Origin of the sequence: Streptomyces sp. NPDC052023 (assembly GCF_044548465.1) — a bacterium.
Classification (GTDB): domain Bacteria; phylum Actinomycetota; class Actinomycetes; order Streptomycetales; family Streptomycetaceae; genus Streptomyces.
In genome coordinates this window covers 87,242-104,228 of sequence record NZ_JBIUBW010000019.1, presented here as the reverse complement: position 1 = coordinate 104,228, position 16,987 = coordinate 87,242, and the positions used below count along the sequence as shown (strand labels likewise).

The window sequence follows — 16,987 nt, the reverse complement described above, 5'->3', positions numbered from 1 at the left end:
GCAGGTCGCCCTCCTGTGCTGTGGCACCACCCGCCGGACGCGGACGGCGGGTCACGGACATGCGCCATGCATGGAGGGCAGCGCGTGCCACACGCTCAGCGGTGGGCGTCACCGTCCGCGCGCAAGATGCCGTGGCGGTACTCGCTGGGCGTGGAGCCGTAGTGGGTGCGGAAGGCCCGGGTGAAGTCGGCGGGGCGGGGAAAGCCCCAGCGGGCGGCGATCGCGTGGACAGGTCGCGTGGAAAGGCGGGGGTCGGCCAGGTCGCGTTGTGCGCGGGCGAGGCGCTGCCGGCGGATGTAGGCGGCGACCGTGGTGCCGTGGGCGTGCTGGTGGAACAGGCGGTGCAGGGTCCGCAGCGAGATGTGGTGAGCGGCGGCGACGGTGGCGGGTGAGAGGTCCGTGTCTCCCAGATGCCGGCCGATGAAGTCCTGGATCTTCAGGAACTGCAGGTGCTGGCGCGTCTCGACGGGCGTCTGGTCCAGGGCGTCGACGAGGTGGGCCAGCCATGCGGTGATCAGGCCGACGAGGACGCTGCCGAGCCGGTGGCGGTCGGCGGCCCGGCAGGGCACGGTGTCGGTCGCCGCGTGGGTGAGGAAGCCGGCGAGCAGACCGCCGACGCCTTCGCTTCCTGACATCCGGGTAGCCAGGATGCGGTCCACGCGGTTCGACGACACCGGGACGACCGCGCGGGGGATCTGCACCACTACGGAGGCCGCCGTGTCCCGCCCGGACTGCACGACCGCGGTGTACGGGCGGGACGTGGAGTACACCACGAGATCCCCCGCTCCGAGGGGTGCTTCACACCGGTCCTGGGCGATGACCTGCTGCCCGCGAAGGATGAGCCCCACCGCGTACATCTCGGGATCGGACTGGCGGATCAGCCGCGTCGTCCTCCGTGACGTCATGGACGCGTAGGTCAGGGCCGTCACCTGTGCCCCACCCAGGTCCGCGGCTTTCAACGAGGCCTGGAACTCAGCCACGCGGTCGATGCGGAACTCATTGGGCACCAGCGCGCTCGCCGTGATGTCCCGCCACGCCTCCACCCGGTCCGGCACCGGCAAGCACTGACTGTCGAACACGTTCTCCAGCATTGACAACGTCCCCCTCTGTGCGGCCTGTTGTGCGACCGCCTGCACTCTGCCTGACGCGAACCTGCCAGAAAACTCCGGCGTCGGACACCGCCGCGTCCTGTTCGCCGGTCGTGGTCGGGGTGCCGCGGTCGCCTCGCGCGATCGGGTCGTCGGACAGCCCCGCATACCAACTGGCGTGGTTCTGGAGCGAGGTGACCGGCCACCCGCTGTGTCCCGAGGACGACAATTCCGCGTGCTGCTTGCCGAAGCCGAGCGAGCAGCACGGTCCCCGTGACCTTGCGCCTGCTGGAGGCAACTGATCCAGTGAGAGCTGTCGTTCCGGCCGACCGTCCCTTCCGGCGAGCGCTGCTCAGCGCACGCGCACCCTCAGACGACGGCTGGAGCACTCACGGACTCGTGCATCGCCCGCTCGTAGCCGAACTCAGGCGCCTGATAAGGGGCCCACCAGTTGGTCAGGCCCCAGATCCCCAAGGCGGCACCGGCGACGGCCGCCACGACGGCGAGCCATGGGCGATGGAGGCGGCGCAGGGTGAACAACCAGACGGTGAGCGGTACCAGGGCGCCCCCCGCGGCGACGAGCGGCAGATCGACGTAGAGCACACTGAGGTCCCGGTGGATCCCCTCGAATCCGCCCTCCACGTTGACCCGCGCCAGTGGCGCCCAGGCCAGCAGCGCCGCCGCGGCTCCGGAGCCGGCCACGACGAAGCCGGCGAGGCCCTTGATCTCTTCTTCCACAACAGGTCGGACGCCACAGCCCCGCTCGTAGTTCCCGGCCCGCGGCGTGAGCGCGGCCAGCACGGCGGTGGTCAGCAGAACAGTCAGCAGCGCGGCTGCGAGGAGTGCGCGATGCACCCATGCGCGCAGCACGAGGAACCGCAACATGCCCGCCGGCGCCGCTTGTTCTCCCACCGAGCCCCCCGTATCCAGCTCACCCGGAGCACGGCGCTTTGACGGTGTGGGCGCCGTGCGGGTGCAGGAGTGCATTGTAGGACTGAGTGGGAACGCAATCTGATCGGATGTCAGCGGTTCACGTCAGGTCGGCACGCTCACGCCAAGTCGCATGCCCCGAGGCGCTGTTGCTGCCGCGGATCCAGAAGGGCCCGTCCCCGGCGGAGAGTACATGCCCCGCCCGGTCTCTGTCCGCCGCAGGGTCTGAAGCGGGAACGCCTAGGCTGTCCGCGCTCCGTCGCACTCCTTGACACGCACCTCGAACCAGACCGTCTTGCCGGTGGGCATCCGGACGCTTCCCCAGGCGTCCGCGAGCAGTTCGAGCAGTTCGATGCCACGGCCGCCTTCCGCGTCCGCGTCGACCACGCGACGTACGGGGCCGGTGGACTCGGTGTCCTCCACCTCGCACAGCAGCCGGGAATCACGCAGCCGCAGGTTGAGCCTGAGCGGGCCGCGGGTGTGGCGCAGCGCGTTGGTCACCAGTTCGCTGACCAGGAGCTCTGCGGTGTCCGCGACATCGTCCAGGGCCCACGCTTTCAACTGGGCGATCGACAGGTGCCGGGCATCGCGCACCGAGGTGAGTTCCCGTCCCAGTGGCCAGGAGGCCTCCCAGTCGGTGGCGCGGCAGCGTGGCGCGTCGAGCGGTCGCACGGGTGCGCACAAGCGCGACCACAGGGCTCGCTGCCTGGCGGCCCATGAGAGCGGGCCGACGTGAGAGGGCCGGTGTGCCTGGCGGGAGGAGCCGGGGCGGCCGATGGCCCGGAGGGCCATGGGAATCAGTCCCTACTGTGTGTCGGGGGAGTCGCACATGAGGATGCCGGCGACCGTGTCGGGCGCATTCATGTAGCGACCGCTACATCCAAAGATACATGTAACGGGTGCTACAGTAAAGACCTGGCCAAGCTCTCATAACGGGCATTTTGCGCTTCGCTGCCCTCCCGCACCCAGGAGCTCCATGCCACGCCCACCCGACCCGGCCAAGCGACGCCACCTTCTCGACCGCGTCCGCGAGTACGTGCTGCAGCACGGGCTCTCGGACTTCTCCGTGCGCCGGCTGGCCCAGGCTCTCGGCACCAGCGACCGCATGCTCCTGTACTACTTCGGCAGCAAGGAACGCATGATCACCGAGGCGCTCGCCGTCTATGAGCGCCGCCCGCTGTTGCGTGCCCGCGAAATCCTGGAGAACGTCGGGCCCCCCACGGACGCCGCCGGCCTTCGACGGCTGATGGAGGACACGTGGAGGCACTTCAGCGACCCCGACGTACGGGCCTCACTGCCTCTCTACCTGGAGATCATGAGCGCCGGCGTGCTCCATCCCGACCGGTACGGTCCGATCCTCAGTGACAGCCTCACCGCGTGGACCGATCTGCTCGCTGCGGTGTTCCGCGACTTCGGCATGGACCAGGGCCGGGCTGCGACCCAGGCCACGCTCCTGACCGATGCGGTGTTCGGTCTCCTGGTCGCTCCGCTGGTCGACGACCACTGGGATCGGGCCGACGCGGCCTTCGCGGCACTCCTCGACAGCCTGGAACCCGGATGGCACCCCGCGACGGCGGAACCCGTCCCGCGGCCGCCGGCCGTGCGGTGACGAGGGCCTGGCGCAGCACTCGGCCCTGGCATGACCAGCAAGATGCGGCACCGTAATCGGCCGGCGCAGGTGACGCGGTGCCGGGCGGCCGTCACGTGCACGGGGGAACATCCGCTCTCGCGGCGCGGTTTCTCCGGCAGCGCAAGAGGAAGGCTGAGCCGTGCACGGTGAGTACAAGGTTCCCGGCGGCAAGCTCGTCGTGGTGGACGTCGACGTGGAACACGGCGTGCTGCGGCACGTACGGGTGGCGGGCGACTTCTTCCTCGAACCGGACGAGGCGCTCGACGCCGTCAATCACGCCTTGGAGGGCGCCCCGGCCGACTTGGAGGCGGCCGGACTGGCGGCGCGGATCGACGCGGCCCTCCCCGAGAGCACCGTCATGTACGGGCTGACCTCGGAGGGCATCGGCACCGCGGTGCGGCGCGCCCTCGCGCACGCCACCGACTGGACCGACTACGACTGGCAACTGATCCACGAGGGCCCGCTGCCTCCGGCGCTGCACATGGCGCTGGACGAGGTCCTCACGGCCGAGGTCGCCGCCGGACACCGGCCGCCGACACTCAGAGTGTGGGAGTGGGGAGCCCCGGCGGTCGTCATCGGCAGTTTCCAGTCCCTGCGCAACGAGGTCGATCCCGAGGGCGCGGACCGGCACGGCATCGAGGTCGTGCGCCGCATCTCCGGCGGCGGGGCCATGTTCGTCGAGCCCGGCAACACGATCACCTACTCGCTGTCGGTGCCGGAGGCGCTGGTCCAGGGCCTGTCCTTCCAGGACAGCTACGCCTACCTCGACGACTGGGTGCTCGGTGCCCTCGGCGACATGGGGATCAAGGCCTGGTACCAGCCGCTGAACGACATCGCCACCGACCAGGGCAAGATCGCCGGCGCCGCGCAGAAGCGCGTCGTGGGTCCCGACGGCGGATCCGGTGCCGTACTGCACCACGTGACCATGGCCTACGACATCGACGCGGACAAGATGCTCGACGTGCTGCGCATCGGGCGGGAGAAGCTGTCCGACAAGGGCACCGGCAGCGCGAAGAAGCGGGTGGACCCCCTGCGCCGGCAGACCGGTCTGACGCGGGAGGCCGTGATCGAGCGGATGATCGACTCGTTCCGCGTCCGCTACGGACTCAGCGACGGCGAAGTGACCGACGAGGAACTGACCCGCGCGCGGCAGCTGGCGCGGACGAAGTTCACCTCGCCGGAGTGGACCGCCCGTGTGCCCTGACGAGGGCAGGTGACGCGGCGCCGGCCGAGGCCCGGCAAACGCCCGGAAGCCGGAGCCTCGCCGCTGTGCCGCCCCCGAAGGCCGCATCCAGGTGCGCTGTCGCCCCGGCTGCCTGAACCGCAGCCCCCGACCCGGCCGTCCGTCTGCCCGGACCACAGCGGTCCGAGCTGCCGCTCAGTGGAGCACGCGCAGCGCTCCGGGCAGGACCCTGGCCGTGACGGGAAGAACCGCCTCGACCTCGCCGTCCGCGCCGTAGGGGACGGCCCGGTCGGCTTCGATGCGTATCTCCCTGCCTCGCAGGACGTGCACCTGGGGCCTGTGGACGTGGGCGCCGGTGTCGAGTTCCTTCATCAGGGCGAAGAACAGCCGACGGGGCGCGTCGCGGATCATCACGACGTCCAGCAGACCGTCGTCCAGCCGGGCACCGGGGGCGATGTGGCGGGCGGAGCCGTAGTAGCCGGAGTTGGCGGCCACCGCGGTGTAGCCGGTGTACGCGTGTTCCTCGCCGTCGACGGTGACCCGGTAGGCGGCCGGGCGCCACGTGCTGATGGCGCGCAGGGCCCCGGCGTAGTAGGAGGCGGTGCCCCGCAGCAGCCGGGAGCGATTGGCGTGGCGGTTGGCGAGCGCGTCGACCCCGGCGTAGACGCTGCCGAGCACGACGGTGCGGTCGTGGACGGCCGAGCTGACCTCGATGGTGTCGACGGCCTGCGGCACGCCGTCGAGCAGGATCCTGGCCAGGGCGTCGGGGTCGCCCGGCAGGCCCAGGGCCCGGGCGAAATCGTTGCCCCGGCCGGCCGGGATCACGCCGAACACGGCGCCGGTACCGCTCAGCGCACCCCCGACGCCTCCGGTGATGCCGTCGCCGCCGACGGCCAGCACCACCCGGCCCTGCTCTCCGGCCCGCCGGGCGAGTTCGCAGGCGTGGGCGAGGCTGCGGCTGTACTCGGTCTCCAGCCCGGCGCCGGCCTCCCGCAGCACCCGGGCCACCCTCAGCAGCGCCGCAGCGCCGGTGGCTCCGCCGGCGGTGGGGTTGACGACGGCGGTGAACTGTCGCATCGATGTGCCTCCGGGGCTGACGGTAGTACCGGGCTGGTGTCGGGGCGGTGCCCGATGGGGGTGCGGGCAGGGGCGTAGGGGCGCGGCCGGGTCAGTCCGCGGGCAGCAGGACGCCCGGGTTGAGCAGGCCGTGCGGGTCGAGCCGCCGCTTGACGGCCCGCAGCGCCGCGACGCCCAGGTCGCCGGCCTCCCGTACATACCACTCGCGGTGGTCGGTGCCCACTCCGTGGTGGTGCGTGATGGTGCCGCCCGCGTCGAGGATCGCGTCGTTCGCGGCGTGCTTGGCCCGCGTCCAGTGCGCCACCGGGTCCTCGCCCTGCGCGGAGACGACGGTGAAGTACAGCGAGGCGCCGTTCTCGTAGACGTGCGAGATGTGGCACATGACCAGCGGAGGAGTGCCGGCCTCGGTGAGGGTGCGGGTCAGCGCGTCGCGGACGGCGGCGTACAGACCCGGCAGCCGTGACCAGTAGGCGGCGGTCTCGAGCGTCTCGGCGAAGGCGCCCGCTTCGAGGAGCGAGTCGCGCAGGTACGGCGCCGAATAGCGGCCGTGCGCCCAGCGCTCGCCGGGTTCCGGGCCCGCGAAAGTACCGCCACACTCGGCGAGGACGGCTGCGGCGGCCTCCCGGCGCTGTGCGGTGTCGTCCTCGGTGCCCTCGAATCCGACCACGGCCAGGCATCCGGCGTTCTGCTGTTCGACGGCCGAGCCGATGGCGTCCGGCTGGGCGAGGCCGATCAGCGTCTCGGTCTCGTCGGACAGGCGCAGCACCGTGGGGCGCGGCCCGTCCTGGGCCAGCCGGCGCAGGGCGGCGGAACCGGCGTCGAAGGAGGCGAAGCGCCAGCCCTCGTAGCGGCGGGTCTGCGGGACGGGCCGGATGCGGACGGTCACGGCGGTGATGACACCGAAGGCGCCTTCCGAGCCCAGCAGCAGCTGACGCAGATCGGGGCCGGCCGCCGAGCGAGGTACCCGGCCGGTGTCCAGGGTGCCCTCGGGCGTGGCGAGGGTCAGGCCCAGCACCATCTCGTCGAAGCGGCCGTAGCCCGCGGAGGCCTGTCCACTGGAGCGGGTCGCGGCGAAGCCGCCGATGGTCGCCCACTCGTAGGACTGGGGGAAGTGGCCGAGGGTGAAGCCGTGTTCGGCCAGCAGTGCCTCGGCCTCGGGGGCGCGCAGGCCCGGTTCGAGCATGGCGGTGCGCGAGACCGGGTCGAGGTCGAGCAGCCGGTTCATGTGCCGCAGGTCCAGGGCGACGAAGGGTGTCCGGCGGCCGGGGGCCAGTCCGCCGACCACCGAGGTGCCGCCGCCGAAGGGGACGAGGGACAGGCCGTGCTTCGCGCAGGCGCGGAGCACGGCGAGCACCTCGTCGTGGCTCTGCGCGAGGACGACGGCGGCCGGCGCGTCGGCGGTGTCGCCGGCGCGGATGCGCAGCAGATCCGGGGTGGACTTGCCGCGGGTGTGCCGCAGGCGGGTCTCCGGGTCCGTGCGGACCCGGTCCGTCCGGTCGCCGACCGCGGCCAGCAGTGCCTGCCGTGCCGCGTCGGCCAGGGCGGGCGTGGCGATCTCGACGTCCTCCAGCGACGCCGGGGCGACGGGCCGCGGTCTCACGCCGAGCCAGTCGCGCAGCAGCCCGGTCACGGTCTCGGGCAGCGGCGTAGCCCTGGCCGGGTCGCCCCAGCCGTTCCACAGCATGTCCATGCGTTGTCGTCCTCACACGGGTTCGAGGGTTTGCCGCCGGAGCGGGTCCGGGCGTTACACTGTTACACATGACGCCTATTCGTCACAACAGATCGGCTCCGCAGAACTCGTCCGACAGCGACGCGGTGCTCGACGCCGTGCGGGACTGTGTCCTCGGGGTCGGCGTCCGCCGCACGACCATGACCGACGTGGCCCGCCGCGCGGGCGTCTCCCGGATGACGCTCTACCGCCGCTGGCCCGACGTGCGCTCGCTCGTCGGCGATCTGATGACCCGGGAGTGGATCGCCGTGGCGATGGGCGCCATGCCGGAGAGCCGGCCGGAGGCGGGCACGCGCGCACCGCTGGTCGACGGCCTGGTGGCGGGGGTGAAGGCGTTCCGGGCCCATCCGCTCTTCCAGAAGATCGTCGACGTCGATCCCGAACTCCTCCTGCCCTACATGCTGGACCGGCGCGGCGCGAGCCAGGAGGCACTCCTCGAACTGCTCGCCGACGCGCTGCGCAAGGGGCACGCCGACGGTTCGGTGCGCCAGGCCCCCGCCGAACGCCAGGCGCGGACCGTCCTGCTGATCCTGCAGTCCTTCGCCCTGTCACTGCGCACCATGACCGACGAGGACGACGCCGATCTGACCACCGCGGCGTTCCTGGCCGAACTGCGCACCGTTCTGGAGAGGACCCTCACCCCATGAGCCCGACCAGCAGCCCCGCCGCCGGTACCTCCCTGTCCGCCGCGCGGCGCGTCCGCGATCTGGCCGAGGCCACCGACGGCCGTGTGGTCGACGTCCTCGTCGTCGGCCTCGGCGCGACCGGTGCCGGAGCGGCCCTCGACGCCGCCGCCCGCGGCCTGGACGTCGTCGCCGTCGACGCCCACGACCTGGCATTCGGCACCTCGCGCTGGAGCTCCAAGCTCATCCACGGCGGGCTGCGCTACCTGGCGTCCGGCCAACTCGACGTGGCCCACGAGAGCGCGGTCGAACGCGGCGTGCTGATGGCGCGTACGGCGCCCCATCTGGTACGCGCCCAGCCGTTCGTGCTGCCCTTGACCACGCTCGTCACCCGCGGCCAGGCCGGTCTGGCCTGGGCCGGGCTCCGGGCGGGCGACGGCCTGCGCCTGGCCGCCCGCACGGCCCGCGCCACGCTGCCCGCCCCGCGCCGGCTGACCGCGGTCGAGACCCGGCACATGGCCCCGGCCCTGCGCACCGAGGGGCTGCGCGGCGGGCTGCTGTCCTGGGACGGCAAGCTCACCGACGACGCCCGCCTCGTGACCGCGCTGGCCCGCACCGCCGCCGCGCGCGGCGCCCGCGTCCTGACCCGCGTCCGGGCCCTGGAACTGACCGCGTCCGGCGCCCGGATCCGCGACGAACTCACCGGCGAGGAAGGCGAGATACGCGCCCGCGCCGTGATCAACGCCTCCGGCGTGTGGGCCGGCGACCTGGTGGACGGCATCCGCATCCGCCCCTCGCGAGGCACCCACCTCGTCCTGCGCTCCGAGCACCTGGGACCGATCCCCGCAGGCCTGCACATCCCGATCCCCGGTGAGACGAACCGCTTCGTCCTCGTCCTGCCCCAGGACGACGGCCGGGTCTACGTCGGCCTCACCGACGAACCTCTGGACGGCCCCGTCCCCGACGTCCCGGAGGTACCCGAGACCGACATCGGCTTCCTGCTCGACGTGCTCGGCTCGGTGCTGGACGCCCCCGTCGGACGCGAGGACGTCGTCGGCGCCTTCGCCGGGCTGCGTCCCCTGCTGGACACCTCGGCGACACCCGGCACAGCCTCACGCACGGCGGACATCTCCCGCCGGCACGCCGTACTGACCTCACCGGACGGCGTGGTCAGCGTCGTCGGCGGCAAGCTCACCACCTACCGCCGGATGGCCGAGCACGCGGTGAACGCCGCGGTCGCCGCGCGCGGTCTCTCCGCCGGACCGTCCCCGACCGCCACACTCCCGCTGGTGGGCGCAGCCGCGCCGCGCACGCTCGCCGACCTGCGGGCGCCACGCCGCCTCGTCCAGCGGTACGGCACCGAGGCGCCGGCGGTGCACGCCCTGGCCCTGGGGGATCGACGGCTCGGCGAGCCGGTCCTGCCGGGCCACCCCGTCACCGGCGCCGAACTGCTGTGGGGGCTGCGGCACGAGGGCGCCCTGGACGAGGCCGACCTGCTCGACCGGCGTACGCGTATCGGACTGGTTCCCGCAGACCGGGCCGAAGCCCTGGAGGCCGTACGGGGGCTCGTCGGGGAGGCCTTGGCGCTGGGCAACTGAAGCCGTGCGTGCGTGCCTCCCGCCAACTGGGCCTGAACCCGCGGCGGTCATGGGCAGGCCTCTGTGACGCCGAGCGCCGCCGAAACCTGCCTGCGCAGGCAGGGGAAGAAGGCTGGGATCGCGGGCAGCCCCCTCCCCGGCCCGGAGAAGGGGCTGCGCTCACGACTGCCCACGGCTGACCCACGGTCGCCCGTGCACAGCGGCGGGCAGACACACCTGGCTACCCGGCCAGGACCGCTGCCGCCGCGGCCCGCGGCCCTGGCGGGGTCAGGCCGTGCCGATTCCCGCCGGCTCGGACGCGGGAACGGCGGTGTCCGTGAGGCGGCGTGCTCGCAGGGCCGTGATCACGAACGTATCTCGTCCTGCGCGGTGGTCGTCGTGTCGCGGGGGACGACGAGTTCGGACACGAGCCCGAACAACGGCGCCGCGGCCAGCGCGGCGTAGGACAGCGCGGGCGCGCGCCAGTGCAGCATGGTCCCGGTTCGGCGACCCAGATGCACCTCCTACCGGCGTACGCGCAGCGCCAGTTCGAAGGCGGCTCGTGAGGCGGGCCCCCTTGTGCACCGGCGGTCGAAGCCGGAAGTCCGGGACGCAATGGGTGACTTGGCGAACGGAGCAGCGTCACCGGATTGGTTGGCCGCATCGATCTGTCACAAAGCACAAGCCCGTCTTGTCCTCGCTGGGACAGTCCCTGTTCTGGAGGACGCATGAGCGCTGAACACGCACACCTGCCCCCTGGCGTCGAGGTGATCACGACCCTGCCCGAGGCGGCGGCCCGGATCCCGGCCGGCGCCGAGGCCAGGACCATCCGGGTCACCCTGCCGCCCGGCGATCCCGGCGCGCCGCCGCACCGGCACCCCGGTCCGCTCTTCGGCTACGTGACCCAGGGCGAGATCCTCTTCGAGCTCGAGGGACAGCAGCCGCGGGTACTCAAGGCCGGTGACGCCCTGTTCGAGCCCGGGGGCGATGTGATCCACTACCAGGGCGCCAACAACCTTCCGGATGCGCAGTCGCAGCTGGTCGTGACGATGTTCGCACCGCCGGGAAGCCCGGTCCTGACCCTGGTCGGCGCCGAGGAGCTGGCCGAACGAGGGCACCTGCGGGCCGACCAGCCCTCCTGACCGCCCGTATCCGGGACGCCGCCCTTTTCCAAGCTGATCGGACTCCTGGGGCATACCCACACGCCGCGCATCGGGCGTCCGAGGGAAAGGCCGTATCCGCACGGCCGACAGCGCGTTGGGCAGCACAGCCGTCCAGGCGGGACGGGTGCTCCTCCCGCCGGGGCGGCCCCCGGACCGCCGCCCCGGACCGGGCCGCACATCGCCGTGTGGCCGGTTCGGTGAGCTCCGGGGTGCAGTGAAACGCCCCTCCCTGGTGAACGAAGGGCCGACACGCCCGCCGTACCTGGGTCAGACGGAGTCCTGACCCGCCTCCCGCTGCAACCGTACGAGCAGGGCCATGAAGTCCAGCTCGCCCAGGCCTGTGGACATACAGCGCTCCAGCAGATGGAGCACGAGGCTGGTGACCGGCAGCGGCACCTTGCCGGCTTCCGCCGCGTCGAGGGCCATGTCCAGGTCCTTGTGCATGAGCCGCGCGCTGAACGTCGACGTGTAGTCGTCCTTCAGCAGGGGACCGATCTTGTACTTCACCAAGGGCGACGCGACCGCCGAGGCGCCGACGATCTCCAGCAGCTTGTCCCGCCGTACGTCGTGTGCCTCCGCCAGGGCGACGCACTCCGCGAGCAGTTCGGCCGTACCGGCGACCATGAGGTTGAGCGCCAGCTTGATGACTCGCGCGGTCTCCGCCTCGCCGGCATGGAACACATGCGGGCCGATGTCGCGCAGCAGACCCTCGACGGATGCGAAGACCGCCTTCTCGCCCGAGGCGATGATCGTGAGGTTCCCCGCACGCACCACACCCGGATTCCCACTCACCGGAGCGCGCAGGTAACGAACCCCGCCGGCCTCCGCCGCGGCGGCCACGTCACGGGAGACCTCGACCGAGACAGTGCTCATGTCGATCAGCGTCCGTCCCCTGCTGGACGCGGCGTGGACGAGCCCTTCGCCGGGGGTGAGGGCCAGCTGGGCCAACGCGGGAGAGTCCGCGACCATCGTGATGCAGACCTCTGACCTCTCCCACGCCTCGGAGGGCGTCTCCAGCTCGAACGCCCCCAGGGCCACCAGATCGTCCGCCTTGCCCTTCGACCGGTTCCAGACACTGACCTCATGGCCTGCGCCGATGAGTCGTTCGGCGATGGCGGATCCCATCTGACCGAGACCCAGCACGGATACGTCCACGTTCATCTCCTGGGGACACGTTGCGCGACCTGCGCAAAGGGTTGGTGATGTCATGCGGGGCGGCCGGCAGCGCCTCGCGGCGGGCCGGCCGGCCGGGCGCCTTGACCGGGCCGCCCTTCTACAGTGATGCGGAGAGCTGCCAGTCGTAGGCGAGCCGGGCATGCGAGTCGAGATCGCAGAGGCTGCCGAACTTCCCGCCGAAGTACACGAGCGGGTCGGAGCCGGCGGAGTAGCCACAACTGACCACCTCACCGATGAAGATGGTGTGGTCGCCCCCGGCGAGCTCTTGCTCCACGGTGCACGAGAAGTGCGCCACGGCGCCTTCGATGACGGGAAGGTCGAGTTCGTTCCGCAGTCCGACACCGGCGAACTTGTCCTCGCACCGGCTCGCGAACCGAAGCGCCGTCCGGTCCTGTCCCTGTGCGAGGACACTGACCGCGAAGACTCCGGAGCCGGAGATCGCTTCCCTCGTCGCGAGGGTGTTGCCCACGCAGACCAGCAGCATCAGCGGGTCCAGCGAAAGAGACGCGACGGCGCTGGCGGTCATCCCCGCCGGCCCGTCGGGCGTCCTGGTGGTGATGATCGTGACACCTGTCGTGAACCGCGACATCGCCTGACGGTAGGTGGCACGCATTTCCTGCGCGGTCGATGCACCCATGATGCCCTCCGTTGCCTGTAACGAAATGGCTTGAGCGTTGGCTGAAATCAGGTGGACTGAGTGTGACTGGCCACCTGTTTATCGAGGCGAAATCGACTCGGATCTAGCGGCGCAGCTGCACGACGAGACGCCGTACCTCGTCCGACGGGGGCACGCCGAGATCCCGCATCCGCACCACGTAACGCTGGTAAAGGGCCAGCACGGCGTCGTCGCTGCCGCTGGCATGGGCGAGCCGGATGGCCAGCTGCCAGGCCTGCTCGCGGTACGGGTCCTCGCGAAGCACTTGATCGACCAGTCCCTTTGCCTCGCGATAGCGGTTCATCCGATACGCGAGCTTCGCTGCGTCGATGCGCGCCGACAAGAAGGTCTCGGCCAGGACGGCGCGCCGCTCGGTGACCCACTCACTCGACACCGTGGCCAGGTAGGGCCCCTTCTCAGCACTGCTCAGGGCGCGCAACAGTGTCTGGAGACGGGTCTCTCCGTCCTGCCTCCCGGCCTGCGCGACCAGGTCGACCGCCTGTTGCGCCGACCCCATGGCCAGGGCGGGGCCCACCAGTTGGAAGACGTCGCCGTCCTGCGCGGGGCCCAGGCCGTCGGGCAGCACCTCGCGAAGCCGGTAGAGCGCCTGCCGCAGATAGCTGCGGCCGGCGGCATCGTTGCGGCCGCCGAAGAGCGCCCCGAGGAGTTCCTCGCGCGAGGCCCTGCGCTCCGGTGCCCAGAGCAGGTAGCTGAGGAGCTCCACGCTTTTCGTGAGCCTCGGCTGGGTCAGGCTTCCGTCGACCGCGAGGGTCGGCTCGCCGAACTCCTCGAGCACGAGTCGGGGCGTACTCACGTTCACACGCACGGGATATTGACCCGAGAGCACGGCAAGGATCTCATGCCAGGCCGACGTGCGGCTCGACTTGGTGTCCGCAGCTCTGGCCGCGACCGACGGCACGTCCGCCAGGGCCGTCAGCAGCAGGTGCTGTGTTCCGTGCGTCGCTGCGGAGACGAGCGCGAGGTCGGCCGTGGCGTCGGACTCGTCCTCACGGCCGAGACGCCATTGCGCCTCGGCCAGGTACGCGGCGGCGATCGGAAGATCGAGGTGGCGGTCTCCCTTCTGCATGCTCCGGAGGCATTCGGCGAGGTACTCGTGCGCCTCGGCATCCCTGCTCTGCCGAAGCATCGACAGCCCCGACCACAACAGCCATGCCTCCCGCGTGATGGTGTACTCCAAGGCCCCGTTGGCGGTCGCCTCCGCCAGCACCTGATCGGCACGTCGTGTGTCGTGCTCAAGGCGCAGACACATCTTGGCTTCGACGAGCAGGCTCATGTTCTTGTACACCCGCGATCCGGTGGACGCGATGAGCTCTCTGCCCCGTTCCATGGACGCGCGGGCCTCGTCGCCGCGGCCGAGGTCAAGCATGAGATCGACGGCGTCGACGGCATGCAACCAGACCGGCTGCGAGGAACCACGGCGAGGCTCGAACATCGCCATCGCGGCATCGAGCCGCCCGGTGGCGCGCAGTGCGGCGACGGTCCAGGGGCCGCCCACTATCGTCCGCCACGGATCGAGCAGCCCCGGATCGTCGAGCCCTTCGAGGCGACCGCGCAAGAAGGCGAGCCGCATCAGCAGACCGTCGAGCGGGCCGGACGGCGTTGTCGAGTACTCGGGGAAGGACGGTGGCTCCTCACCGGTGGCCAGCGCGATCAACGTGTGCGCGATGAGCCGGTTCCGGCTCGGTGGCAGCCGGTCCGCGAGGGACCGCGCCTCGTCGATGCGACCGGAGTGCCACAGGCACCAGCAGGCCAGGACGTGTGCCTCCTCGAAGTCGGCGGTCCCCGGCCCCGGAAGCCAGCCGTACCCATGGCGTTCGACGAGTTCCACACCGCGATCGCACTGCTCCAGTGCGAACGCGACGCGCAGGATGACCGACCCGAGCTCCGGGGTCAGCGTCTTGACCGACGATCCCAGCGCGTCGAGCCATCGTGCCGCCGGCGCGAAGTCCATTCGCGCAACGAGGCTGGGGAGGGCCACGGCCGCCAGCCGCCCCGCCGCCTCCAGATCCCCGAGCCGGAGCAACTCGTCGACGGCCTCCTCCAGCTCGCCGCCGGCGATCAGGACTTCGGCGTGCCTGCGCCGAACCGCGGCGAGCGTCCTCGCGTCCTCCCGTTCCAAAGCCGTGTGCAGGCAGTCGCGGAACACCGGGTGCGGGGTCATGCGCGAACCGTCCGAGGACCACGTCACCGGGAGATGCCGGGGACGCAGGTCCGCCATGACCTGCGCCGCATTCTCCTGCCCGAGGGCCCGGGCACCCTCGACCGACACCTCCTCGAGGAGACTGGTATGAAGGAGGAACGTCCTCTCCACCGGTGACAGCGAGTTGAAGACGTTCGCGGCCACATAGGACCGCAGCGAGTCGGGATCCAGCTCGCGGGACCGCACGTGACGCCAGCCCTCGAACAGGACGCCCGTGACCCAGCCCCGGGTGGCCGCCACGGCCTGAGCCGGATCCACGTCGACGTGACCGACGGTCCGCAGCGCCGCGGCGGCCTCCTGGGCGTCGAAGGAGAGATCGCTCTCGATGAGCCGGCCGACCCGGTCGCGTTCGCTGGTCGAGCCCGGATCGAGGCGGACGTCGACGCGCGAGAGCAGCACCAGGTTCACGCCGGCCGGCAGGTAGCGGGCGAACGACGACAGCACGGCGATGCACGTCTCGTCGGGAGCGATCCGTTCCACGTTGTCGCACACGATGATGAGCCGGCTCCCCTGGAGGCTCTCGGCCAGCAGCCCGGCAGCCTCACCGATGTGGAGACTGCTGCTCAGGGCATCGGACGCCACATCGGCCGCGCCGGGGACAGCGCCCGCGACCGCCGCCTCCAGATAGACGAGGAGGCGGCCCGCCGCCTGCTCCGTGCCGTCGAGTGACAGCCAGGAAACGGGCCTGTCGTGATCCCGGACAGCCAGAGCCACTGCCGTGGTCTTGCCGGCGCCGGCTGCCGCGAAGACATTCACCACGGTGTGACGGTCGAGCAACTCTCTCAACCGTTGAGTGAGTCTGTCGCGAACGACAATGTCTTTCCCCGGGTCGGGTACTGCCAGTTTTCGCCTGATGATCGCACGATGCTGTCGACCTCGCGCCGTGGAGACGCTCGGTCGAACGGGGGCCGAGTCACCCATCGATCCTCGCGCCCTCCGTGCGCCTCAGTGCTCTTCCGGGAGCTTACGCCAGTCGTCAGGGAAGAAGAACCCGTCCGACGTGGGGGGTATCGGCGACTGCACTTCAACCCAACGGGCCGGTTCGTCACGCTCGTTGACGAAGCCGTGTGTGCCATTGGTGCCGGCCCACACCAGGTCGCCCGTCTCGACGATCTCCTCCTTGCCGTCGAGTGTCCCGCGCATCCCGCCGGAGGTGAAGTAGTAGATCTCCTCGAAGGGGTGGTAGTGCACCTTGGCCGCCTGGCCCGGCCCGGACTGGGGAGCGATCTCGCACACGAACACGGTGTGATGCTGCGCACCCAGGAGCTGGTCGACCATCATCCTGAGGCTGATGTTCTTGACGTTGGGACCGTGGTAGCCGGGCATCGACAGCTGCGCGTAGGGAGCCATGTCCGAGTCCTCGAAGTGCCCGACGAAGCGATGCCGGGGGTCCGTCTCGGAGGGTCGACCGAGATTCTCGCCCGGAGAAGGCTTGGCGGCGATGCTGTTGCGGGCGCCGTCGAACGTCGGCGGCTTCGGTGCGCGGACTCCGAGCCACGTGAGTCCCTCGTCACCGGCGGACAGTGCATGGGCGACGCCGACGGGCGCCACACCGTAGTCGCCGGAACCGAGTTCGTAGCGAAGACCGGCGAAGGCGGCCTCGCCGGTTCCGCCGGTGATGAACCACGACTCCTCGAACGGGCAGCGTGCCCAGCCCGTGGTGGCCCCGGGAGCCAGCTCGTAGAGGCTCACCTCCAGGTGAGCAGCGCCCTGCTCATGCCCGACCAGGAGAGCCTGCCGGAGACCCGGCACACCCTCGACGTCGATGAACTTCCGATCCGCAGCACGAGCGATGTAGTAAGCCATGTCTGTCTCTCCGTCCTCACGCGAGGATGCCCGGGCCGGCAGCCCTCGCCCAGTCGTTGCTGATCAGCGGTCCTTCTTTTCCGGGCCGCGGTGAGCACGGGTGGTTCGTGGCCGCCGTCAGCCACGAAC

At 71.1% G+C, this 16,987-nt stretch carries 15 protein-coding genes; 5 read left to right on the top strand and 10 right to left on the bottom strand.

Features of this window, described 5'->3' with window-relative positions:
• Positions 1-95: 95 nt before the first annotated feature.
• The 3 genes from ACIHCM_RS29705 to ACIHCM_RS29695 all read right to left on the bottom strand — a co-directional run bounded on the left by ACIHCM_RS29705 (position 96) and on the right by ACIHCM_RS29695 (position 2,810).
• Positions 96-1,091 carry a helix-turn-helix domain-containing protein gene (locus ACIHCM_RS29705; RefSeq protein ID WP_399902376.1) on the bottom strand — a complete coding sequence of 332 codons (996 nt, stop codon included), beginning with the start codon at positions 1,089-1,091 and terminating at the stop codon, positions 96-98.
• Between the two features lie 366 nt (positions 1,092-1,457).
• Complete coding sequence (locus tag ACIHCM_RS29700) at positions 1,458-1,826, bottom strand: hypothetical protein (protein WP_399902514.1); 369 nt, start codon at positions 1,824-1,826, stop codon at positions 1,458-1,460.
• Between the two features lie 432 nt (positions 1,827-2,258).
• Positions 2,259-2,810: an ATP-binding protein gene (locus ACIHCM_RS29695; protein ID WP_399902373.1), complete on the bottom strand. Its 552-nt coding sequence runs from the start codon at positions 2,808-2,810 to the stop codon at positions 2,259-2,261.
• Between the two features lie 184 nt (positions 2,811-2,994).
• On the opposite strand from ACIHCM_RS29695, the gene ACIHCM_RS29690 reads away from it, so the two are divergent.
• Positions 2,995-3,627 (top strand): TetR/AcrR family transcriptional regulator, encoded by a 633-nt coding sequence (locus ACIHCM_RS29690; RefSeq protein WP_399902370.1) that lies wholly within the window; start codon positions 2,995-2,997, stop codon positions 3,625-3,627.
• Between the two features lie 160 nt (positions 3,628-3,787).
• Complete coding sequence (locus ACIHCM_RS29685; protein WP_399902367.1) at positions 3,788-4,852, top strand: biotin/lipoate A/B protein ligase family protein; 1,065 nt, start codon at positions 3,788-3,790, stop codon at positions 4,850-4,852.
• A gap of 174 nt (positions 4,853-5,026) precedes the next feature.
• Here the strand turns inward: ACIHCM_RS29685 and ACIHCM_RS29680 are convergent, their stop codons facing one another.
• A complete protein-coding gene (locus tag ACIHCM_RS29680; RefSeq protein WP_399902364.1) occupies positions 5,027-5,908 on the bottom strand; it encodes a YegS/Rv2252/BmrU family lipid kinase in 882 nt (293 codons plus the stop codon).
• Between the two features lie 91 nt (positions 5,909-5,999).
• Positions 6,000-7,598, bottom strand: a complete 1,599-nt coding sequence (locus ACIHCM_RS29675; protein WP_399902361.1) for an FAD-binding oxidoreductase — start codon at positions 7,596-7,598, stop codon at positions 6,000-6,002.
• A 68-nt stretch (positions 7,599-7,666) separates the two neighbouring features.
• Between ACIHCM_RS29675 and ACIHCM_RS29670 the strand changes: the two genes are divergently transcribed.
• Together ACIHCM_RS29670 and ACIHCM_RS29665 are read left to right on the top strand one after the other, a co-directional pair.
• On the top strand, positions 7,667-8,284 hold the full coding sequence (locus tag ACIHCM_RS29670; RefSeq protein ID WP_399902359.1) for a TetR/AcrR family transcriptional regulator: 618 nt from the start codon (positions 7,667-7,669) through the stop codon (positions 8,282-8,284).
• Positions 8,281-9,858, top strand: a complete 1,578-nt coding sequence (locus ACIHCM_RS29665; RefSeq protein ID WP_399902356.1) for a glycerol-3-phosphate dehydrogenase/oxidase — start codon at positions 8,281-8,283, stop codon at positions 9,856-9,858. Before ACIHCM_RS29670 ends, ACIHCM_RS29665 begins: the two co-directional genes overlap by 4 nt.
• Before the next feature lie 344 nt (positions 9,859-10,202).
• Here ACIHCM_RS29665 and ACIHCM_RS29660 read toward each other — a convergent pair whose 3' ends face one another.
• The gene (locus ACIHCM_RS29660) at positions 10,203-10,331 is read right to left on the bottom strand and encodes a hypothetical protein (RefSeq protein WP_399902353.1); all 129 of its coding nucleotides are present in this window, start codon (positions 10,329-10,331) and stop codon (positions 10,203-10,205) included.
• A 234-nt stretch (positions 10,332-10,565) separates the two neighbouring features.
• Between ACIHCM_RS29660 and ACIHCM_RS29655 the strand changes: the two genes are divergently transcribed.
• Entirely contained in the window at positions 10,566-10,979 is a 414-nt protein-coding gene (locus ACIHCM_RS29655) for a cupin domain-containing protein (RefSeq protein ID WP_399902350.1), read from the top strand.
• Positions 10,980-11,267: 288 nt separating this feature from the next.
• Here the strand turns inward: ACIHCM_RS29655 and ACIHCM_RS29650 are convergent, their stop codons facing one another.
• The 4 genes from ACIHCM_RS29650 to ACIHCM_RS29635 form a co-directional block, all read right to left on the bottom strand.
• Complete coding sequence (locus ACIHCM_RS29650; protein WP_399902347.1) at positions 11,268-12,155, bottom strand: NAD(P)-dependent oxidoreductase; 888 nt, start codon at positions 12,153-12,155, stop codon at positions 11,268-11,270.
• A gap of 118 nt (positions 12,156-12,273) precedes the next feature.
• On the bottom strand, positions 12,274-12,813 hold the full coding sequence (locus ACIHCM_RS29645; protein ID WP_399902345.1) for a flavin reductase family protein: 540 nt from the start codon (positions 12,811-12,813) through the stop codon (positions 12,274-12,276).
• A 103-nt stretch (positions 12,814-12,916) separates the two neighbouring features.
• Positions 12,917-15,973: a BTAD domain-containing putative transcriptional regulator gene (locus ACIHCM_RS29640; RefSeq protein WP_399902342.1), complete on the bottom strand. Its 3,057-nt coding sequence runs from the start codon at positions 15,971-15,973 to the stop codon at positions 12,917-12,919.
• Positions 15,974-15,997: 24 nt separating this feature from the next.
• Complete coding sequence (locus tag ACIHCM_RS29635; protein WP_399902339.1) at positions 15,998-16,858, bottom strand: cupin domain-containing protein; 861 nt, start codon at positions 16,856-16,858, stop codon at positions 15,998-16,000.
• Positions 16,859-16,987: the final 129 nt, after the last annotated feature.